19 protein-coding genes are annotated in these 20,122 nt (G+C 51.6%); 15 read left to right on the top strand and 4 right to left on the bottom strand.

Annotation, left to right across the window (positions count from 1 at the left end):
• From ACZ481_RS24020 to ACZ481_RS24005, 4 genes are all read left to right on the top strand, one after another.
• Complete coding sequence (locus ACZ481_RS24020) at nt 1-1,422, top strand: trimethylamine methyltransferase family protein (RefSeq protein ID WP_464767866.1); 1,422 nt, start codon at nt 1-3, stop codon at nt 1,420-1,422.
• A gap of 203 nt (nt 1,423-1,625) precedes the next feature.
• Nucleotides 1,626-3,224, top strand: a complete 1,599-nt coding sequence (gene caiT, locus ACZ481_RS24015; protein WP_464767865.1) for an L-carnitine/gamma-butyrobetaine antiporter — start codon at nt 1,626-1,628, stop codon at nt 3,222-3,224.
• 236 nt (nt 3,225-3,460) lie between these two features.
• Nucleotides 3,461-4,795 (top strand): MFS transporter, encoded by a 1,335-nt coding sequence (locus tag ACZ481_RS24010; protein WP_464767864.1) that lies wholly within the window; start codon nt 3,461-3,463, stop codon nt 4,793-4,795.
• Nucleotides 4,796-4,999: 204 nt separating this feature from the next.
• Nucleotides 5,000-5,647, top strand: coding sequence for a DUF1638 domain-containing protein (locus ACZ481_RS24005; RefSeq protein ID WP_464767863.1), 648 nt, complete (start codon nt 5,000-5,002; stop codon nt 5,645-5,647).
• Nucleotides 5,648-5,833: 186 nt separating this feature from the next.
• Here ACZ481_RS24005 and ACZ481_RS24000 read toward each other — a convergent pair whose 3' ends face one another.
• Together ACZ481_RS24000 and ACZ481_RS23995 are read right to left on the bottom strand one after the other, a co-directional pair.
• On the bottom strand, nt 5,834-7,519 hold the full coding sequence (locus ACZ481_RS24000) for a methyl-accepting chemotaxis protein (RefSeq protein WP_464767862.1): 1,686 nt from the start codon (nt 7,517-7,519) through the stop codon (nt 5,834-5,836).
• Nucleotides 7,520-7,695: 176 nt separating this feature from the next.
• Nucleotides 7,696-7,968, bottom strand: a complete 273-nt coding sequence (locus tag ACZ481_RS23995; protein WP_464767861.1) for a helix-turn-helix domain-containing protein — start codon at nt 7,966-7,968, stop codon at nt 7,696-7,698.
• 140 nt (nt 7,969-8,108) lie between these two features.
• Here ACZ481_RS23995 and ACZ481_RS23990 point away from each other — a divergent pair, with 140 nt between their 5' ends.
• Both ACZ481_RS23990 and ACZ481_RS23985 read left to right on the top strand, forming a co-directional pair.
• A complete protein-coding gene (locus tag ACZ481_RS23990; protein ID WP_464767860.1) occupies nt 8,109-8,411 on the top strand; it encodes a helix-turn-helix domain-containing protein in 303 nt (100 codons plus the stop codon).
• Nucleotides 8,412-8,738: 327 nt separating this feature from the next.
• Nucleotides 8,739-9,446 carry a L,D-transpeptidase family protein gene (locus tag ACZ481_RS23985; protein WP_464767859.1) on the top strand — a complete coding sequence of 236 codons (708 nt, stop codon included), beginning with the start codon at nt 8,739-8,741 and terminating at the stop codon, nt 9,444-9,446.
• 51 nt (nt 9,447-9,497) lie between these two features.
• On the opposite strand, the gene ACZ481_RS23980 is transcribed toward ACZ481_RS23985, so the two are convergent.
• Complete coding sequence (locus tag ACZ481_RS23980) at nt 9,498-10,079, bottom strand: nitroreductase family protein (protein ID WP_464767858.1); 582 nt, start codon at nt 10,077-10,079, stop codon at nt 9,498-9,500.
• Nucleotides 10,080-10,319: 240 nt separating this feature from the next.
• Between ACZ481_RS23980 and ACZ481_RS23975 the strand changes: the two genes are divergently transcribed.
• The 7 genes from ACZ481_RS23975 (at nt 10,320) to ACZ481_RS23945 (ending at nt 16,787) form a co-directional block, all read left to right on the top strand.
• The gene (locus ACZ481_RS23975) at nt 10,320-10,991 is read left to right on the top strand and encodes an aspartate/glutamate racemase family protein (protein ID WP_464767857.1); all 672 of its coding nucleotides are present in this window, start codon (nt 10,320-10,322) and stop codon (nt 10,989-10,991) included.
• Nucleotides 10,992-11,034: 43 nt separating this feature from the next.
• Nucleotides 11,035-12,009, top strand: a complete 975-nt coding sequence (locus ACZ481_RS23970) for a bile acid:sodium symporter family protein (RefSeq protein ID WP_464767856.1) — start codon at nt 11,035-11,037, stop codon at nt 12,007-12,009.
• A 64-nt stretch (nt 12,010-12,073) separates the two neighbouring features.
• Nucleotides 12,074-12,481, top strand: coding sequence for a GlcG/HbpS family heme-binding protein (locus ACZ481_RS23965; protein ID WP_464767855.1), 408 nt, complete (start codon nt 12,074-12,076; stop codon nt 12,479-12,481).
• A 97-nt stretch (nt 12,482-12,578) separates the two neighbouring features.
• The gene (locus ACZ481_RS23960) at nt 12,579-13,295 is read left to right on the top strand and encodes a FadR/GntR family transcriptional regulator (RefSeq protein WP_464767854.1); all 717 of its coding nucleotides are present in this window, start codon (nt 12,579-12,581) and stop codon (nt 13,293-13,295) included.
• A gap of 347 nt (nt 13,296-13,642) precedes the next feature.
• Nucleotides 13,643-14,491, top strand: a complete 849-nt coding sequence (locus tag ACZ481_RS23955) for a class II fructose-bisphosphate aldolase (RefSeq protein WP_464767853.1) — start codon at nt 13,643-13,645, stop codon at nt 14,489-14,491.
• Nucleotides 14,492-14,524: 33 nt separating this feature from the next.
• Complete coding sequence (locus ACZ481_RS23950; protein ID WP_464767852.1) at nt 14,525-15,328, top strand: beta-keto acid cleavage family enzyme; 804 nt, start codon at nt 14,525-14,527, stop codon at nt 15,326-15,328.
• Between the two features lie 16 nt (nt 15,329-15,344).
• A complete protein-coding gene (locus ACZ481_RS23945; RefSeq protein WP_464767851.1) occupies nt 15,345-16,787 on the top strand; it encodes a four-carbon acid sugar kinase family protein in 1,443 nt (480 codons plus the stop codon).
• Between the two features lie 139 nt (nt 16,788-16,926).
• Here ACZ481_RS23945 and ACZ481_RS23940 read toward each other — a convergent pair whose 3' ends face one another.
• Complete coding sequence (locus ACZ481_RS23940) at nt 16,927-18,555, bottom strand: AsmA family protein (protein WP_464767850.1); 1,629 nt, start codon at nt 18,553-18,555, stop codon at nt 16,927-16,929.
• Between the two features lie 248 nt (nt 18,556-18,803).
• Between ACZ481_RS23940 and ACZ481_RS23935 the strand changes: the two genes are divergently transcribed.
• Both ACZ481_RS23935 and ACZ481_RS23930 read left to right on the top strand, forming a co-directional pair.
• The gene (locus ACZ481_RS23935) at nt 18,804-19,262 is read left to right on the top strand and encodes a helix-turn-helix domain-containing protein (protein WP_464765965.1); all 459 of its coding nucleotides are present in this window, start codon (nt 18,804-18,806) and stop codon (nt 19,260-19,262) included.
• Nucleotides 19,259-19,933 carry an IS630 family transposase gene (locus tag ACZ481_RS23930; protein ID WP_464770648.1) on the top strand — a complete coding sequence of 225 codons (675 nt, stop codon included), beginning with the start codon at nt 19,259-19,261 and terminating at the stop codon, nt 19,931-19,933. The genes ACZ481_RS23935 and ACZ481_RS23930 overlap by 4 nt, the downstream gene beginning before the upstream one ends.
• Nucleotides 19,934-20,122: the final 189 nt, after the last annotated feature.

Below are 20,122 nucleotides of genomic sequence, written 5' to 3'. Positions count from 1 at the left end.
ATGAAGGAGGAAATAAAACCCATGCAGAGATATCAGACAGTTCGTCCGGAAGATATTGAGAAAATCCATGAAACCTCGCTTAAAATCATGGAGGAAGTTGGCGTCATCTTTAGTTATGCGCCGGCTAGGGAAATTTTGGCCAAAGGCGGCGCTAAGGTTGAGGGAGAAACAGTCTATTTTCCCCAAGGCATGGTGGAACGGGAATTGAAACATGTTCCCTCCTCTTTTACCCTGCACGGCCGCAACCCGGAAAAAAACGTTGAACTTAATACAGAACAGACGGCCTTTGTGGGCCCTTATGGTTCGCCTTTCGTCTTAGATATCGACAAAGGCCGGCGGCCTGGCACCTTGGATGATTTTATCAAACTGGTAAAGCTATGCCACAGGATGAACAATATCGACATTCAAAGCCACATCTCCTGTGAACCCGGCGATATTGATGTCGATACCCGTCATATGGAAATGGTTTACCACACACTTAAGTACAGTGACAAACCGCTGATGGGCAGTGTCTTGGGCTATGAAGCCGCTAAAGAAAGCATAGAAATGGCGGCAATTGCCCATGGCGGCCTGGACGTCCTCAAAGATAAGAACGTAATTATTTCTATTCCCTGCACGTTGACGCCACTTAGCTATGACGACAAAATGGCCGGTGCTATCATAGCGTATGCCGAACACCGCCAGCCTCAACTGGTCAACTCGCTCTGCCTGGCCGGAGCTACCTCGCCGGCAACTATTGCCGGGAGCATCGCTGTGCAAAATGCGGAAATTTTAGCGGGGATTGTTCTGGCTCAAGTAGTAAATGCCGGCACGCCGATTGTCTACTCCGCTTCCGGTTCCAGTACAGATATGCGTTTTGGCAACCTATCCATTGGCGCCCCTGAAGGCGCTCTCTTCTCCCTGATTAATGGACAACTGGCAAAATATTATAAGCTTCCCTGCCGGATAAGCGGTACTCTCTCCGACAGTAAACAGGTCGACAGCCAAACAGGTTATGAGTCCATGCTGACCTTGCTGATGGCGCAAATGGCCGGCGGCAACTTCATTCTCCACGCTGCCGGTATTTTGGATACTTATAATTGTGTATCTTTCGAGAAATTAATGATAGACGACGAAATTATCGGGATGGTAAAACGGATTGGCCGGGGTGTTACTGTCAACGATGATACTTTGGCATTTGATGCGATTAAACAGGTGGGGCCCCGTGGAGAATATATCACACACAAACATACCTTCACTCATTTCCGGAAAGAGTTTTATCAACCAATACTGAGTGATAGAGCCAGAGTCAACCAAGACGGTTTAACAATTGAGCAACGGGCTAATGCACGCTGGAAAAAGATGTTAGATGAATACGTACAACCAGCATGGCCGGCGGATATTGACGCTGATTTAAAGCGCTATATCGAAAAAAGAAAGTAGTATTGTTGCTAGCGGTAAAGCTGGCCGCTATAATTGCTCAAGCCGAACAGTAGCCTTGCAAACCCATTCCCTTCTGTAGAGGGGGGCCGGAGGCGGGGTGGTTTATCCTATGCCGACCATGCCGCTGCTTTGCGTTACCCCTCAGCAGCGGGGAATGGGTATAATTATGGTTTGTGTATTGAAATATGTAGGGGGAATGGCGAATGAAAAAAGGTAATGGTTCTATTGATAAACTATTGTTTTGGCCGCCTTTAGTGTTAGTTGGTATTATTTGTGCAGCCATCATAACCAATCCCGAAGCAGGCTCTGCTGCCGTCAATAAAGTATTTGCATTTCTAACCGGACCGCTGGGCTGGGCCTATGAACTCTTCATATTAGCTAACTTTGCAGTCGTGCTGTATTTTGTGTTTGGCAAGTTTGCCAATAAACGTTTCGGTGGTGATAAGCCGGAGTTTAGTACCTTAAGCTGGCTGGGGATGCTGTTTTCCGCAGGCACTACGGCAGCTATTGTTTATTGGGCTCCCATTGAGTTTTACTTCTATTTATCCTCGCCGCCTTTTGGCTTAGAACCATTTTCACCTCAGGCCATGGCCGTGGCATCCTCGTACCCGTTGTTCCACTGGGGGCCAAGCAGCTACGCTGTCTATGTGGGGATCGGTGTCGTCTTCGGCTATATATTTTTTGTTCAAGGCACCGATGTGTTCCGGCCCAGTGCGGCTTTTCAGGCAGTCATGGGCGAATGGGGCGGGAGATATGCCGGCAAGGTTATTGACATTTTTTACATGGTTGGCATGATTGCCGGCATTAGTACCTCCATCGGCTTGGGGACACCGCTGCTAAGTGAGGTAGTCACCAAGATTACAGGTATACCGCACACGCTTGGCCTGGATGCGGCAATACTTGTTATCTGGACGCTTATTGTGGCAATTTGCGTATATGGCGGACTGGATAAAGGCATCAGACGGTTAAGCGATTTTAGGAACTGGCTAGGGTTTGGTTTACTGGCCTTTGTTTTAGTTATTGGTCCGACTGCGTTCATTTTCAACAATTTCTTTGATAGTCTGGGCGTAATGCTGAACAACTTTTTCAGAATGAGCTTATACACTGATCCGGTTCAGAATTCAGGTTTTCCCCAAGGCTGGACCGTTTTCTACTTTGCCTGGTTTACTGCTTTTGCTATCGGCACAGGGATGTATCTGGCCAGAATATCCCGCGGCAGAACGGTACGGGAGTTTGTTCTGGGGGCGACACTTTCGGGGGTAACCTGTGTATATACCTATTTTGCGATCTTTGGCAGCTATACGCTCGACTTACAGATAAGGGGAGTACTCAATCTAGGGGAAATTATCAAAGCACATGGTGTTCCCCGGGCCATTGTCGAGATATTTGCCACCTTGCCTGGCAGTTTTATCATCTTGCCCCTGATACTGGTGCTGCTGTTTATTTCAACCGCAACCGTTATTAACAGTATTGCCTATACGCTCGCCATGGTTACGACGGCAAGGCTGGGGGCCGGTGAGGAACCGGCCAAATGGAATCGCGTATTTTGGGCGATGGTTTTGGGTGGCCTTTCTCTCACCCTGATATTCCTGGGAGGGATGAAGCCGCTGCAGGCCGCTGCCGTTGCCGGCTCCTTCCCGGCCATGTTTATCATTGGGATTATCGTATATGGCTTTATCACGAAGGCCGGTAAGGACTGGAGCGATGCCCCTTCGGAACCCCATGAAAATACGCATAATTTTACGGCCGGCAAGGCTGTTGAAGCAGCGGTTGAGCCGCGCAATACGAATGAGTCCTGCTGATGCTGGATAATTTAGCCTGAGACTAACCTGCTCTAAGACTCCCGGCTTCAATAAGCAGGAGCTTAGGAGGCTTCCCAGGGAGTCGGGCGACTAACCTTCAGATGGGGTTCAAACCCCAGCTGAAGGTTAGCTTGCTTTAGCGCTAGGCACCGCAAGATTCCGGCAGGGTGGTGCTTACCGAAAGCTGTCTCATGGTACCAATAAAAAGTGTTTCCGGAAAGAGGGAGTGGTATTTAATGTCCAAGCGTGTGATCGAAGAAAGCCCATTAACCCCGTTCCTGAAGCGACTGTGTCTTTATTGCGCCGGCGGCCCCTTTTTAGACGGCTATATTTTAGTCATAATCGGCGCGGCGCTTATCCAATTGAATCCTCATCTTCAGCTTGATGCTTACTGGGCGGGGCTGATTGGGGCTGCTTCGCTTGCCGGGCTGTTTGTAGGCGGCCTTTTGGGTTATTTAACTGACATCTTCGGGCGAAAAGTAATGTACACACTCGATCTAATCGTATTAGCCGTAGGCTCAATTCTTCAAATGTTTATTACTACGCCGCTGGAGCTGGTTATTCTGCGGTTCCTAATCGGTATTGCCGTAGGGGTCGATTATCCCATAGCGACTACACTGTTGGCGGAATTTGCCCCGCGAAAGCACCGGGGCTGGATGCTGGGAATCCTGATGCTGGCATGGTTTATTGGGGCGGCTGCTGCCAATATATTTGGGTACTTCTTGTTAGATGTGCCTGGCGGCTGGAAATGGATGCTTGGCAGTGCGGCTGTTCCTGCCATCCTGCTTGTTATCGGGCGGTGGGGTACGCCGGAATCGCCGCGGTGGCTGTTAAGCAAGGGCCGGGTGGACGAAGCCCGGGCTGCTATGAAACTAGTGTATGGGCCGGATGCTGACATTGATGCCATAGACCAAACCGTAGTAGCAACTCGCTTAAGCAGGCTGCTCGAACCAATGTATCGGAAAAGGAGCATATTGGTCTGCGGTTTTTGGATGTGTCAAATCGTTCCGCTATTTGCCATTTACACCTTTGGGCCGGTAATCCTGGAAATGTTCGGCCTGGCCCGCGGCAAAGACGCTATGCTGGGGGATATAGCTATTAGCATGTTTTTTGTTATCGGCATACTCCAGGCATTACTGTTGATTAATAAAGTGGGGCGGCGACCGCTGATTATCTGGAGTTTTGCGTTTATGACCATAGGGATGTTAATTTTGGGACTGTTTCCGGATGCCGCAAGCTGGGTAATCATAGCCGGATTTGCTATTTATGCCGTGGCTTCCGGCGGGCCCAACATTCTGGAATGGCTGTACCCTAATGAATTATTTCCGACAGAGATAAGAGCAACGGCCGTGGGCATCGGCACGGCTGTAAGCCGTATCGGGGCCTGTGTGGGCACCTATTCTTTACCTCAGTGGCTACAGGTTTATGGGCTGGGGACAACCATGCTCATTATGGCTGGGATTACCTTGGTGGGACTGGTAATTTGCATAGCCCTGGCGCCGGAAACGAAAGGCTTAACGCTAACGCAGGCAGCAGGTTCTGCTGACAGTACGTCCGGTTCGGACTTATAAGCGTGACTGCGAAGCTTGCGGAAAAGTTGGTAATTCTGCTGTAAAGTCAGAGCAATACTGGGGTGTTATGACCGGTTGGCAGCCACATTATAAATTTTTTTGTATAGGATCTAACATTCTTAGCGGATCCTAACGGCGTCCGGGTAAGGGAGAGCATGGTTCCTGTGAGGCATTAGATAAATACTTTGTGATGGGAGGTAGATTATGGACACGGTGTTAATTAGTTGCGGCACTTTAGAGGCTGAGGTAAGAAAGGTGGTAAGCGTGCTGCCGAGACCGCCCCGCCTGATCTTCACCGAAGCGGCCTGGCATGACAGACCCACAGACCAGATGCGGGCTGCGCTCCAGCAAGAGCTGGACGCTGTGGGCCCGGAGGTCCGCCGCGTACTCTTGGCATATGGTTTGTGTGGCGGAGCCATTAAAGATCTTGTTACTCACGATTTTACGCTGATTGTACCCCGGGTGGACGATTGCATTCCGCTATTATTGGGTTCGCGAGAAAAATTTGCCGAAGCCTCTCGTATTCCTTCCTTTTTTCTAACCGCCGGGTGGCTTACCTTCTCTAATAAATGTTACTACGACACGTTGGCGCGAATGGGGGAGCGCAAGACGGCAATCGTTTATGGAATGATGCTGGCAAATTATAAACGATTTCTGTTTATTGATACAGAGGCTTATGATTTGCCCCAGGCCCGGGTTGACATGGCGGACCGCTTGAGCCGCCATAATCTTCCGGCCGATATTATGCAGGGTGACCTTACCTGGCTTAGGCGGCTTGCTACAGGTCCCTGGCCGCAGACCAAGTTTTTGACCGTATTGCCTCACAGCCGGGTAATATGGGAAGCGGAGTAGCAATGACTATAACAGAAAAACATGATTACAGTGGTCAAGGATGGCTAATGACTGCTTTACTCTCCTAGCGGATAGGGCAAAGCAGCGCTGCGGCCTGAGCGGTTGCCGCTGACGAAACAGGGGGTGCCTTTACCTGCCAAGCAGGTAAAGGCACCCCCTGTTTCGTTGCCGTACGATTCCGGCTGCTTACAATTTGAATTGCCGGACAGCTACCTGCATATCTTCAGCCAGCTTGGCCAGAGACTGGCTGGCCGAAGCCACTTCCTGCATGGAAGCTGATTGTTCTTCAGTGGCCGCGGAAACGGACTGGGCTTCACCGCTGGCCTGCTTGCTGAGATCATCTATCCTCTTCACGGAATGTACCATCTGCTGGCTGCCGGCCGCCATTTGGTCAATTGCGGTTGAAATTTCCCTGACTTGATCGGATACCTGATTAATCAGCTCATTGATATGGCGGAACGATGAGCCGGCCATATTGACCACTTCAGTCCCCAGCCGGACTTCATGCGAACCTTGGGTCATTGCGGTGACGGCCTGGGCGGTATCCTGCTGAATTTCCCTGATCAGGGCAGCAATTTGCTTGGCGGCTTCTTCCGACTGCTCGGCTAATTTCCGCACCTCCTCGGCTACAACGGCAAAACCCCGGCCATGATCGCCGGCGCGGGCGGCCTCAATGGCAGCGTTAAGGGCCAGAAGATTAGTCTGGCCGGCGATGCCGGCAATGGTGTCAACAATGGTGCCGATCTCCCCGGATTGGGCGCTCAGCTTGTCTACTGTTCCCGCAACAGTCTGCACCGATTTTTCAATCTCCGCCATTTGGCTGACCGCTTTTGCCACCGCTTCGTCGCCGGCTGCCGCCTGCCTGGCGGCTTCGGTGGAGTTGGCCGTCACCTGCGTGGTGCTGGCGGCTATTTGCTGCAGGCTGGCGGTAGCCTGTTCGACAACCGCCGCGGTTTCATTGGCGGCGGTCAGCTGTTCCTCCGCGCCGCGGGCGACACCGGTGATGGAGACCGCAATTTGGTTGGCCGCCTGGGCGGACTGGTCGGCGCTGGCTGTCAATTCTTCGGATGCGGCGGCCACCTGCTCGGCATTGGCGGACACCTGCCGGACCAGATTGCGCAGGTTATTGATGGCGGTGGCAAAGGAGAAGGCCAATTGGCCGACTTCATCTCTGGTTTGCGGTTGGATGGTGATGGTTAAATCGCCGGCGGCCAGTTTCTCCGCGGCCTGAGCCATCTGCTTGACGGGGGCGGCTATGCTGCGGGCGGTAAAAAAGCCAATGGCAATACCCAGCACGCCTGCCACAACAGCCGCCATGACCGAGGCGTTCTGGGCCGCCCTGGCTGAACTGAGGATATTGTCAATCGACTTGTCAATCGCCATATTGCGAAACTCTTTGGCTTCATTCACTTTGCTTTGCAAGGCTTTGGCAGCCGGTGTCACCTCATGCAGCATGACGCGGGTAGCTTCCCCGGTGTTGCCGGACTGCAGCAGCGGCAATACTTTGTTTTCCACCAGCAGCGTATACTGCTCATTGGTTGTTTTGAGTTCGGTCGCCAGCTGTTTGGCCGCCTCTGTGCCTGATTTCTCGATCAGTTCGTTCTCGGCCTGGAGATTAAGCTCTCTTAACTGGTGATATTCGGTCAGCATTCCTTCGTCGCGGCTGATCCAATAGCCTCGCATCGCCGCAACCTGCCCCGTAGCCCTGAGGGCAATATCATTGCTTAAAGCCAGGCGCGGCAGGTCGGTGGTTTTGAAGCTCTCGGTGGTTTCGGCAATGGCGTTTATTTCGTGGTTCATGTAGATAAAGCCGATTGAGGCCACCAGCACCACTGCGATAAAGCTGACTACCATTTTTCCTGTGAGTTTCATTTTATCCATCTCCTTGTATAAATTAGCTGAAAGGCGGAGCGGCAAAGAGCGATGCCTGGCCATCGCCATTATGCAAAAAACATGCCTTAATGGCATGTTTTTCGCGCGGTCTTACCCACTTTATGTCATTCAGCTTGGCAGGCATATTTGCTTGTTTGGCTTCTTTTAATAAAAACTTAATCTGTCCATAATAAGTAGTGCCCGGCAGGGCCTTGCGCCGCCGGAAGGGGGGTGCGGGAAGACGAATCTTCCAGTAAATCGTTTACGGTGACTTCGAGGGCGGCGGCTATCCGCCTGACTGTTTCAATACCGGGATTGCCGAGCGTTCCATTTTCGATGCGGGATATGGAGGACTGGGGAACTCTGGCAGCGCGTTCCAAGGCTTGCTGCGACATTTTTTTTTGCTCCCTTAATCGGAAAATGTTATGGCCAAGTCCCAATGCTCTCACGTCCTATACGTTTATTCATAATTATTTTATGCTTTTGAGCATAGAATGTCAATGCATCTTTGCATAATATTTAATTAAAAAAATCTAGTGTATAATGCAAATAAGCATAATTATTGGAATTTATTTAGGCAGGTGATAACTTGGATATTAGTAAAATTATCAAAAGCAACCGGGAAAAACAAAATATGAGTATTAATCTGTTGGCGAAAAAGGCCGGTATATCGCAAAGCTCTCTGAGCCGGATTGAAGCCGGAATTAATTCGCCGACCTTTGAAGTATTAGAACGTATCGTTACAGCGCTGGGGCTGTCGTTAAGCAATTTTTTTTCCAGTGTTCAGCCGGAGATGGAGCCGGATTTAAAGCGGCTTTTCGACACGGTCAAAGTTTTGACGACCGAGCAGCGGCAGGCGTTGCAGATATTTTTGGAATGTATGAAACATTAGAATCCTAGCATCCAAACAGCTCTTCCGGTTACTTTCCCTTTTGGCAAAGTGACAGGAAGAGCTGTTTGGCGATGTTTTTACAGGCACAAATAGGGGACAGGGCCAGTGTTGTGAACATTTAGGCATTAGCAGGCGGGAAGGCGGAGCGCAGGCAATGGGGCACAAGATTTTTTTTGAAACAAATCCCTGTCCCCTTGTTTTTTACTTCTATATCTTTAGTTTGCAAAATACAATATTTATGCATTGCGAATTTGATTAGTTCTTTGCGTAATTTGGTATTCTGCAGCATATGTTTTTTTAGACTACTTTTAGCTTGGGGTGTGATTTATGAAAAGCCTTTTTATCAGAAAGCCGCCAAAGATTCTTTCTGTGGTAACGGTGCTGATCATAAGCCTGATGGTAGGGATCATCACCTTTAATCAATGGGATGAGAGGGAATTGGCCGCCATCCCTAACCAGCCGACAGCGGCGCCGCAGGGACCGATTTCGATCTTGATTAAGATACCGTCCCGCACATTGGAAATACATGAAAACAATAAGGTGTATAAGCAATACCGGATCGCGGTCGGCAAAAGTGAAACCCCCTCGCCGGTTGGCGAATGGGTGGTCATTTGGAAATCCTACAGGGCCGGTGATATCTTTGGCACCCGTTTCCTCGCCCTTAACGTCCCGTGGGGGGGTTATGGCATACACGGCACAAATCAGCCCTGGAGCATTGGCTGCTATGCCAGCCATGGGTGCATTCGCATGCGGAATAAAGATGTTGAGGAACTGTATGAATGGGTCCCGGTTGGTACGCCGGTACGCATCGAGGGCCACGCTATTTCCATCCAGCGCCAGTTAAAGGTGAACTTGATGGGGCCTGATGTTGTCAAGCTGCAGGTGAAGCTAAGAGATCTTGGCTATTTGGAAGAAAGGGCGGATGGTTTCTTCAATAAGGAAACAGAGACAGCCGTTAAGCGGTTTCAGCATGATAACGGGCTTAAGGCTACAGGCGTGGTAGATAAAAAGACACTGAGCCTAATGGGGTTTTAGAAAAATTCTCACTGCTGCAGCCTCCCTGCAACATGCCGGACGGTCGGGCCTTCAGTCAATAATATGTATTACATTTTTGCGGGGAGCGGCGGCTTGGGGTTCGCCGGCGGCATACCCCATAACAACCGAGCCGTACACAATATGGTTGTCAGGTACGCCTAAGGCAGTTAGCAATTCCCGTATTAGCGGCATATGGGTGAGACCGGGCAGCTGATTTAACCAACAGGAGCCAATGCCCAGCGAATGCGCCGCCAGCATCATGTTGCCAATGGCCAACGCCGAATCGGGCATAGAATTTCCGTCGTCCTTTAGATTCGAGACAAGGATAAAGGTAGGGGCATGATATAAAAAATCAGCATTGGCAGTGTTAGCCTTTTCGATTAGGCTCACAATATAGGGATGGGTGTCCGCCACGATAGGAATAGATAACAGCGTTTGTCCGATTGCCGCATTGACTTTTTTCAGCACAGCCGGACTTTGTATCGCCGTAAACCGCCAGTTTTGCCGGCCCATCCCGTTCGGGGCATAACTGCCAGCCATGAGAATGGTATGCAGCTGTTCTGGGGCAAGCTGCTCCTGTTTGAAAGCACGGACACTTCTCCGGGTCAAGATATTCTCCAACACGGCATTCATATTTTTTCCACCTTTGTTTGCTTTTTACTAATAGTATTTGCAGAGATTCCTTTGCCTATCATAGGCTGATGCGGCGAAAAGGGCATAAAGGCAATCGCGGCAGGCAGTAGGAAAACTGGACAACAATAAGAATAATATAAAAAATAAGAATTTACTATTTACTTTTACTTGGCGGCGTGGGATAATATTCCTATAACGTAGGATGTAGTATGTAATACGTACTGCAAGAAGGAGGTTGCCATGAAAATAGCTTTGGTGTATACGAGCACTACCCCGGCATTGATTGAATTGGTGGAAAAAGAGGTGCGGCAATTGCTGCCGGGGGATACGGAGGTCATCAGTAATCAGGACCCATCGATTCTGGCCGAGGTGCGGGAGGCCGGGTATGTTACGGCGCCGCCGGCCGCCAGGCTTGTCGGCATGTATATGAAAGCGGTGGCCGATGGGGCTGATGCCATCCTCAATGTTTGCTCATCGGTAGGGGAAGTTGCCGATGCCGCGCAGGCTATTGCCAAATATACGGGCATACCGATTGTGCGGGTCGATGAAGATATGTGCCGGGAAGCGGTACGGCAGGGAGTACGTATCGGGGTAATGGCTACGCTGCCGACAACCCTGGCACCGACCAAAAACACGATCAACCGGGTAGCAAGGGAAATGAACAGGCATGTGGAATTAGTTGATGTTTTGGTTGACGGTGCGTTTGGTCTTGATCAGGAACAGTTCAAAGCGTTGATGACAACATATGCGCAGGAAGTCTGCAATCAGGTTGATGTAATTTTATTTGCCCAGGGCTCAATGGCCTATTGTGAAGAGTATATCCGGCAGCAGTGCGGCAAAGCGGTGCTGTCCAGTCCCCGCTTCGGGGCGGTGGCGCTTAAAGAGGCTTTAGTAAAAAAAGGTTTGCTGTAACAACTCCGGTCAGATTGTAATTTAATCCAAAGGAGCGACAGAAATGCTGGAAAAATTGGGAAATATAGTGAAGTTTATTACGAAATATTTTTCTGTTTGGATTATCCTGGGGGTTATTGCCGCCTACTATAATCCCGGGCCGTTTAAACCGTTAGCAAAATATGTCCCCTATTGTATTATGGCCGTCATGCTAAGCATGGGCCTTACGGTATCTCTTGGCGACTTTAAACTCGTTTTCTCGCGCCCGAAAGATGTGTTCTGGGGAATTGTGCTGCGCTATATGATTATGCCGGTGATTGCTTTTTTGCTGACGAAGGTCCTGAATCTGCCGCCGGTGCTGGCGGCCGGCCTTATCCTTGTGGGCTGCTGCCCCAGCGGCGTGGCCAGCAATGTTATGACTTTCCTGGCTAAAGGGGACACGGCGCTTTCCATCACGGTTTCTTCCCTCAATACGGTGATTGCGCCTTTTATTACCCCCTTTATGTTTGCTTTCCTGGTAGGGTCGATTGTTCCCGTTGATGCCGGGGCTATTCTGTTCGACATATTAAAGATTGTTCTGGTGCCGGTATTCTTGGGGGCCGTAATTCGCGGCATGGCCTCCGACTTTGTGGACAGGATCATGCCGATTATTCCCATTATATCTGTTATTGCCATTTTTATTACTACCAGCTCCGGGTTTGCCCTCAGCGCCGGCTCGCTGGCCAATGTCGCCTGGATTGCGGTTGTTGCCGTAGTTTTGCATAATGTGCTCGGCCTTACAACCGGGTATTGGGCGGCCCGCGGGGTTGGCATGAACCACTTCAAAGCCAAAGCGCTGAGTTTTGAAATCGGCATGGAAAACGGCGGGCTGGCGATGGCCCTGGCATTGGCGCATCTGGCGCCGCTAGCCTTTATACCGGCGGCCATATTTAATCTGGTGCATAATCTTACCGGCCCGATCCTGGCCAGCTATTGGCGCGAACAGGAAGAAAAAAAAGAACTGGCCGCAGCCAAGGGGAAAAAGGCTATACACTCATAAACATTCACAGTGCAGGCTGCAGTGGCGGCGCTTATAGCTGCCGCAAGTAGAAGGAGTGATGATAATGGACAATATTACCCTGGCGTTGGCGAAAAAAATAGCCGACTATGCCGAAGCGACCGTGGCGGGCGAATATGGCAGGAAGCCGTTCAGTGTGGCCGTTTGTGACAAGGATGGATTTTTGGTTTTATTCAATAAACTGGACGGCGCCAAATTACTGACGATCAGCCTCACCCCCAATAAGGCGTACACCGCGGCCCGGATGGGGGTAAGCACCGCTGATTTTTTACGGCGGCTGCAGCAGGAAAACCTCAATATTGCCTATTTCGCCGATGATAAATTTGTGGCGATGCCAGGGGGCGTGCCGCTTTATAATGACAAACAGCAGGTGATCGGCGCAGTCGGGATCGGCGGCCTGAAAGAAGACGGTGAGGTTGCCGCCAAAGTGGCTGCGGCTGCGGCCCGCTTATAAGGCTGATTAAGGCCCGGAATGGATGATAGACTCCTGATGATTGTTTGAGCCGACGTATGATGTTATACTGGTAACAAATATCAGCAGGGGGTCCAACATGGCAACAGAATCTTTTTTAAGGGAAATAGGCGGTAAATCTGTCGTCGAGCAGATTGTTGATAATGTTACCAATGCAATCATTACCGGAGAACTGAAGCCGGGTGATAAGATCCCGACGGAAAACGAGCTTTGCACCTCCATGGGCGTCGGCAGAAATTCTGTCCGCGAAGCAATCAAGATCCTGGAAGCTTATGGAGTCCTTACTATCAAGCGGGCTGAAGGAACCTTTGTAAAACAAGGCTTTGACAGCAAGATGCTCTACCCTGTCTTATACGGGATCATTTTACAGCAAGATTCGGCCAAGCAAATTGTGGAATTGCGCAAAGTAATCGACGTGGGCATACTCCAGCTGGCCATCGATAAAATGGAGCCCGAGTCGTTGCACAAAGCGGAACAGGCCATGAAGAAGCTCGAACAAACGCTGGCTGCCCCGGAAGTGGACATCAATGCGATATTCGCCGCCGACACCGCCTTGCATATGGTGCTTGTGGCTATTACGCAGAATGCGCTGCTGGAAGGAATTTGTTCTTATGTCGACCAGATCACCAAACAATCCAGGCTGAAGGCGATAGAAAAATTTATCAACGACAAGGCAACAGACCGGTTTCTGCTTATGCACCGGGATATGCTGCGGGTAGTAAAAGAGAAAGACCGGGCGAAAATCAATGAAGTGGTGGAAAACCATTATCAATATTGGGCGCAAGTAACCTGCTAGTACCTCATCTTTCTTGAAAGCGAGGGAATAGTTTGCGTAGATTTTTTCGCAATGCAAGGCGGAGGACGCTAACTGATTCAGTAAGATCTGCTTTCATAAGGCCGGTAGGTGATGGGTCTCTTATTACTTGCGCGGGCTGCACATATCGGACATATGTAAGGCGACGACAACGAAGCAGTGCGGGAAAAGATGCGCAAACTATCCTTGGTTTTAAGGGAGATGAGGTACTAGGGGCCCGCCCAGTCTAACGCTAGCGGCTGCATTGCGCCGACAAGCACTGTGGATGTGGGCTGCTAACCACCTAGCCCGCTATTGCACCATTAACCGACAATTGAAGGGGCATTGTTATGCTGGTAAATTTAGCGGATATTCTCAGGGATGCCTACCGGGGCAACTATGCTGTCGGGGCATTTAACGGCTACAATTACGAAACCTTTGCCGGCATCATCAAGGCGGGGGCGGAGACCAATACGCCGGTTATTCTGGCTTTTGGCGCCAAGTATTTGCAAAACATGCCGCTGGCAACGGCCTATGCCCTGGCTGAAAGCCTGGGCGGGGAGCAGGAAACCCCGGTTTGCCTGCACCTGGATCATTGCAGCGACCTGGATACGGTGTTTCGCGCTATTCGCGCCGGTTTTGGCTCGGTTATGTATGATGGCTCGGCGCTGCCGTTGGCGGAGAATGTGAAAAATACCCAATTGGTTTGCCGGGCCGCCCATGCCTGCGGCGTGTCAGTGGAGGCCGAACTGGGCTGCCTGGCTGCCGGCGCACAATCCCATGAAGGGTCGGCAGCCGATGTGGCGGCTTATACGGAACCGGCGGAGGCTGCGCAGTTTGTGGCCGCCACCCGGGTGGATGCCCTGGCTGTTTCGATTGGTACTGTCCACGGGCTGTACCAAGCGGAACCGGAGCTGCGGCTGGATATCCTGGCCGGCATTCATAAGCTGGCGCCAGTGCCACTGGTATTGCATGGCGGTTCCGGGCTGGCGGCCAAGGATATTGCCGGCTGTATCGACCGGGGGATTGCCAAAATTAATGTAAACACCGAGCTATCTGTGTATGCGGTTGAAAAGACAAGGGAGCTGCTGGCGGCCAGGCAGCCGCATTTTTCCGAGCTGTCTTTGCGCCAGGCAGATTATATAAAAGACGTTGTCAAAAAATATATAGCCATTTTTCGCCGGCGGGTGAGGAGCTAACCGCTAGCCGGCCTTGGCTATAGGAGGAGAAAAATGGATAAAGTAATGGTTTCTGTTGCGCCTGTGGCGAGTACAGATAAAAATATAGTTCCTGCCGACATTGCCGCCGAGGTTGTCCGCTGCTGGCAGGCCGGCGCCGCGATGGTGCATTTGCACGTGCGCGACGCCGGGGGGAAGCTGACAGCCGATATGAGTCTGCTGGAAGAAACACTGCGGCTGATCCGCCAAGAGTCGGACATCATCATTGAAGTGTCGACAGGGGGCGTGTCAGCCCTTTCGATCCAGGAACGCTGCGCACCCTTGTATTCGGAGCTGGTCGAGGCCTGTTCGCTGAATGTTGGCTCCACCAACTTGGGCAAGGCGGTATATTGCAATCCCCTTGACGATGTGGAGTATTGCATCCGGGAATTGTTAAGGATGAAAAAGACCCCGGAAGTGGAAGTCTTTGAAATTGGCCATATTTACGCCATGCAAGAGTTTATGGAGCAGTACGAATTTTGCCAGCCGGTGCTGTTCAGCATTGTTCTGGGCCATAAAGGCGAGGCGCCGGCCACACCGCAAGCCCTGGCCGCGATGATGCAGATGATTCCGGCCGGCACTCTCTGGGGCATCACCCATGCCAACCGCCGCGATTTTTCTCTTATCGCCGCCGCTTTGGGCCTGGGGGCCAGTACGGTCAGGATCGGCTTTGAAGACAGCAACTACCTGGACGCCAATACGCTAGCCGACAGCAATGTTCCTTTAGTGGCAAAGACGGTGCGGCTGCTGCAGGCTATGGATAAAGCGCCGCTGAGTCCGGCTGAAGCCAGAAAACATTTTAATATATACAGCCGATGAACAGGGTGGGCTGACTATGAAGCAATTGCCGAAGCGCAGTGCCGCTATATTAAAGTCCTATCCGGCGGTGGATGAACAATATGTGCAGAGCCTGCTGGAGCAGGCTGTTGCCAATGACCCGCATAAAATCATTGTGCTGGATGACGATCCGACCGGGACGCAGACTGTCCATGACGTTTCCGTATATACCGACTGGTCCTATGAAAGCCTCAGCCGCGGCTTCCGGGAAACAAACAAGGTGTTTTACATTTTGACGAACTCCCGCGGCTTTACGGCCGAACAGACAAGCCAAGCGCACCGGGAAATCGGGGCGATGGCCGCCCGGGTTGCCCGGGAGCAGCAGCGGCGCTATTTAATCGTCAGCCGGAGCGACTCGACGCTCAGAGGGCATTACCCGCTGGAAACGAAGATTTTGCGGGACCAGTGGGAGCACGATTGCGGTCAGAAGGTTGACGGGGAGATTATTTGTCCCTACTTTAAGGAGGGCGGGCGCTTTACCATTGACAATATTCACTATGTTCAGGAGGGTGAGGTGCTTGTGCCGGCCGGGGCAACGGAGTTTGCCGGTGACAAAACCTTTGGCTATCAGTCCTCCGATCTGACCGCATATATTGAGGAAAAGTCACAGGGCGCCTATAAAAAAGAAAGCGTGACAACGGTCTCGCTCCAGGATTTGCGGGCTCTCCGCATTGAGGCGATTGCCGACAAGTTAACCGGTATCACTGATTTCGGGAAAGTAGTCGTCAATGCTGTCGATGCCTGCGATATTAAGGTGTTTTGCCTGGCCCTTTATCGGGCCATTGGCCGGGGGAAACACTTCCTGTTTCGCACGGCGGCCGGTTTTGTCAAGGAATTGGGCGCGATTGCGGACAAACCGCTTTTGACCAGACCGGATATGATAGTCAGCAGTAATGGTAACGGCGGCATCGTTGTGGTGGGCTCCCACACCCGGAAAACCACCAGCCAGGTGGCAGTGCTGAAAACCCTTCCCGGCATCCGGTGCCTGGAGTTTAATTCCGATCTGGTGCTGGCAGAAGAGCGCTTTCAGGCTGAAATTGCGGCAGTGGTAAAGCGGGAAGAGGAGCTGCTGGCCCAGGGGCTTACCGTCGTTGTTTACACGAAAAGAAAACTGCTAACCCTGGAAAACGACACGAAGGAAGAGGCCTTGGCCCGGGCGGTTAATATATCGGACGCCGTACAGTCGCTGGTTGGCCGGCTGAAGACAGCACCGGCCTTTGTTGTTGCCAAAGGCGGCATTACCTCAAGCGACGTCGCCACGAAAGCGTTACAGATAAAGCGAGCCCGCGTGCTGGGGCAAATAAAGCCGGGCATACCGGTTTGGCAAACAGGCGAAGACAGCAAATTCCCTCAGCTACCCTATGTCGTTTTTCCCGGCAATGTTGGCGAGGAGAATACGCTGAAAGAGGTTGTGGAAATACTACTGGCCCCCAAATCATAGCAGGCAAAGATTTAATATGCACGGAAAAAAGCGGCCTCAACCCTGCGCATCACACCAGCAGGGGATGGGGCCGCTTTTTCCGCCAGCCTGGGGTTTAGTGAGCTGCCTGGCCGGGGGCAGGGGAACCGGGACAGGCGGTCTAGCGAAAAATCTTCTCAAATAATTTCTCCGTAACCTTTTCCTTGATTTCCTCCCGGGTTGCCGGCAGGTTGCGCTCACGCAGCTTTTCCACCAGATTCTGGTTTAGCTGCTCAGGATAAAAGACGCCAAAATCAGTCTCAATAGCCAGGTTGCTGATTTGGGCCTCGGCTGCGCCCTGTTTCAGGAAATTGCCGGTCAGGGTGCGAAATGTCAGGCCGTAAGCAGTGCCGTTATCAATAGCGAAACGGCCCTGTACCGTTGCCGCCGCCGCCGACCCGGTGGCCGTCCCGGTAAAGGACAAGGGGCCTTTGACATCTTTTTCCGTCAACTGGGAGGAGTCAAGGCCGCTGCCGGCGAGAGACAGGGTAAACTGTTCCGTAGCCGGGGTAATTTCGCCGCCGGCTGTAACCGAGCCGCCCAGTGTGGCGCCTTGCGCCGCCAATAGTTTTATTATTTGCTGGGCATAGGAAAAAGTGCCGTTGATGCCGCTGATGATAATATTGCCGAACTGAAGACTGCCAAGGGTAAAGCTGCCGGACAACACCGGTGAGAAAGCGGAACCGGAGACTTTGCCCTGTGCCGCCAGCACCCCGCCGGCCTGCAGGCCAGGCAGGAGCACGGCCGGATCGCCGGCCGGCAGCCGGACATCAAAATCCAGCAGCTTGTCGCCGGACGATGCCGTCAACACCTGTCCGGCCGCGGTAATAGCCTGGCCCTGGTACAGGGCCTGGCCATTAGCCACCTGAATCGTATCCGCCTGCTTTTCGAACTGGGCGCTGCCCTGGGTCAAGGCCAGCGCACCGGTGGTGGCCAGGCCGGAAAAGCGTCCGCTTAACGTTTTCAGCAGCGCCGCACCGGTCGCGGCATCCTGGCCGATTTTGACAATTAATTCGTCCAAACTGCCGCCGGCTACCTGAATCGGATCGTCCGCTGCCGTCAGCCCTAAGGTGGTCAGGTCCATGCCCGCTGCCGACACCGTAATCTCAGCGCTAGCCGGTGTTCCCCACTGACCGTCCAGCTGCAGCGCGGCCTGGTCGACTTTGCCGGCGGCCGTAAGCCGGACTTGGTCCTGCTGGCGGAAATCAATCTCGCCGGCCAGCTGATCCACGGTTTTATTAAAGAAATCGGTTGCCAGATGCAGCTTGCCGTCCTCAACTCTTACCAGCCAGGCTACATCGGACTGGTCGTTTGTTGTTGCCTTGAACAAGCTATCCCAGTTCAGCCGGTCCTGCCGGTAGGCAACCCACAACTCCGGTTTTTCCACCGTCACGGCCTTTATCAGCTGCGGCCCCACCTGTCCCTTCAGCAGATCGCTCCAGTTATAACTAATATGTACCCGCTTAATCCGGGCCAGCGGCTCCCCGGCCGCATCCAGCACCTGGACATCGCTGGCGGACACTGAGCCGAGGATGGATAAATCAATGCCGTCCACCAGGATCCGGCCATTGACGGCCTCGTTCGCGCTTACCAGCAGCGATTGCTCCACCGCTGTCCTTACCTTGCCGGCAGCCAGCTGAAACAGCAGGGCTCCTGCCAGCAAAAATGCTGCCAATATAACCAGGACAATTTTTTTCCTGCTCCATTTGTTTTGCGGTTCTAATAGTACGGTTTGCTGCTCTTCGCTCACAGATCATGCCTCCAGCTTCAGCGCAGGGCAGTGATTCCCTGCCTGCCATTGACTCTTTAAGACTATTATAAAGTGTCAGCAGTGTCTGGACAAGCTTTCGGCACAGGTAATGTATGCCACGGACCGTCGGCAGGTTAGACCGCCTGCCGGTCGGGAAAGCTAGTGGGAGATGAAGTACTAGTATATAGACACAATTAGATATTAGCATTAAACTATACCTTAGAGAGAAAAAAGATAGAGGTATAGAAATGAACAAGAAATATGTTGTACGGTTAAGCGAAAAAGAGAAAAAATTAGTCAACGAAATACTAAATAGTAAAAAGACAGCAGCAGGATATAAGAAACGAGCCAATGTACTGCTGCTGTTAGATGAAAGCGTAGGTAAGCCCGCTACCCAAGCGGAAATAGCTGCGCGATGCGGGGTGAGTGATGTAACGGTGTACCACACGGTTCGGGATTATTGCCAACATGGCATAGAATATGCCCTCCAGTATAAGAAGTCGCAAACTCCCCCAAGGGCCGCCATAGTGACGGGCGAAAAAGAAGCACGGATCATAGCGCTTGCCTGCGGAGAACCACCGAAAGGCTATTCACGCTGGACAGTCCGCTTGCTGACAGAAAAGATTATTGAGCTTTCCATAGTCCCTACAGCCAGCCGGGAAACCGTGAGACGGACGTTAAAAAAACTGAACTTAAGCCTCACCTGAAAAAGCAGTGGTGCATTCCACCCCAGTACAACGGTGAGTTTGTTGCGCGCATGGAAGATATTTTAGAGGTATATGCCTTGCCCTACGATGAGGAAATTCCGTTGATTTGCATGGATGAACAACCGTATCAGCTGTTGGGAGAAAAACGCAAACCGCTTTCCATGAGTCCTGGAAAAGCCCACAAAGAAGATTATGAATATACGCGAGAGGGCACCTGCTGCCTATTCATATTCACCGAACCGCTGGGGGGATGGCGACAGGTTCAGGCAACCCAACGCCGGACAAAAAAAGATTGGGCATTGCAAATTCAAGAACTTTTGGAAGTTCATTATCCTCAGGCAAAACGTATTCGTTTGGTCATGGATAACCTAAATACCCACTCGCTTTCTTCTCTTTATGAAACCTTCCCGCCAGAGGTTGCGTTAAAGCTGGCCAAGCGGCTTGAAATACATTACACTCCAAAGCATGGAAGCTGGCTCAATATTGCAGAAATAGAACTTAGTGCCATGACAAAACAGTGCTTGAATCGGAGAATTTCTGATATGGGGCAATTGCAGCTACAAATCGGAGCTTGGCAAAGCCGGCGCAACGCTTCTGCAAAGAATGTTTCATGGCACTTTACAACGGATAATGCGAGAGATAAACTGAAATGGTTGTATCCTAAATTCTAATTGTGTCAATGTACTAGTGACTTGACCATGTTATAATTTAGTTTTAGGGCGAGACAAAATGGCCAAGGGCAAGGAAGCACCGACGACGCATACTGGAAGGGGTCTGCTAGGAGGGGCTGACGCCGCCATTGGCCATTTTGGCCGTCATCAAACTAAAAAGATAATGTGGTCAAGTCACTAGTACCTCAT

This window comes from Sporomusa intestinalis, assembly GCF_055383785.1.
The sequence above is the reverse complement of the archived record's forward strand: the minus strand, read 5'-3'. Positions and strand labels throughout refer to the sequence as shown.

What these genes read in the sequence shown, in the direction of transcription:
- caiT (WP_464767865.1), top strand. Translation starts at nt 1,626, where the DNA reads ATGAAAAAAGGTAATGGTTCTATTGATAAACTATTGTTTTGGCCGCCT.
- ACZ481_RS24005 (WP_464767863.1), top strand. Translation starts at nt 5,000, where the DNA reads ATGGACACGGTGTTAATTAGTTGCGGCACTTTAGAGGCTGAGGTAAGA.
- ACZ481_RS24010 (WP_464767864.1), top strand. Translation starts at nt 3,461, where the DNA reads ATGTCCAAGCGTGTGATCGAAGAAAGCCCATTAACCCCGTTCCTGAAG.
- ACZ481_RS23950 (WP_464767852.1), top strand. Translation starts at nt 14,525, where the DNA reads ATGGATAAAGTAATGGTTTCTGTTGCGCCTGTGGCGAGTACAGATAAA.
- ACZ481_RS23985 (WP_464767859.1), top strand. Translation starts at nt 8,739, where the DNA reads ATGAAAAGCCTTTTTATCAGAAAGCCGCCAAAGATTCTTTCTGTGGTA.
- ACZ481_RS23970 (WP_464767856.1), top strand. Translation starts at nt 11,035, where the DNA reads ATGCTGGAAAAATTGGGAAATATAGTGAAGTTTATTACGAAATATTTT.
- ACZ481_RS23960 (WP_464767854.1), top strand. Translation starts at nt 12,579, where the DNA reads ATGGCAACAGAATCTTTTTTAAGGGAAATAGGCGGTAAATCTGTCGTC.
- ACZ481_RS24000 (WP_464767862.1), bottom strand. Translation starts at nt 7,519, where the DNA reads ATGAAACTCACAGGAAAAATGGTAGTCAGCTTTATCGCAGTGGTGCTG.
- ACZ481_RS23975 (WP_464767857.1), top strand. Translation starts at nt 10,320, where the DNA reads ATGAAAATAGCTTTGGTGTATACGAGCACTACCCCGGCATTGATTGAA.
- ACZ481_RS23935 (WP_464765965.1), top strand. Translation starts at nt 18,804, where the DNA reads ATGAACAAGAAATATGTTGTACGGTTAAGCGAAAAAGAGAAAAAATTA.
- ACZ481_RS23945 (WP_464767851.1), top strand. Translation starts at nt 15,345, where the DNA reads ATGAAGCAATTGCCGAAGCGCAGTGCCGCTATATTAAAGTCCTATCCG.
- ACZ481_RS23955 (WP_464767853.1), top strand. Translation starts at nt 13,643, where the DNA reads ATGCTGGTAAATTTAGCGGATATTCTCAGGGATGCCTACCGGGGCAAC.
- ACZ481_RS24020 (WP_464767866.1), top strand. Translation starts at nt 1, where the DNA reads ATGAAGGAGGAAATAAAACCCATGCAGAGATATCAGACAGTTCGTCCG.
- ACZ481_RS23965 (WP_464767855.1), top strand. Translation starts at nt 12,074, where the DNA reads ATGGACAATATTACCCTGGCGTTGGCGAAAAAAATAGCCGACTATGCC.
- ACZ481_RS23980 (WP_464767858.1), bottom strand. Translation starts at nt 10,079, where the DNA reads ATGAATGCCGTGTTGGAGAATATCTTGACCCGGAGAAGTGTCCGTGCT.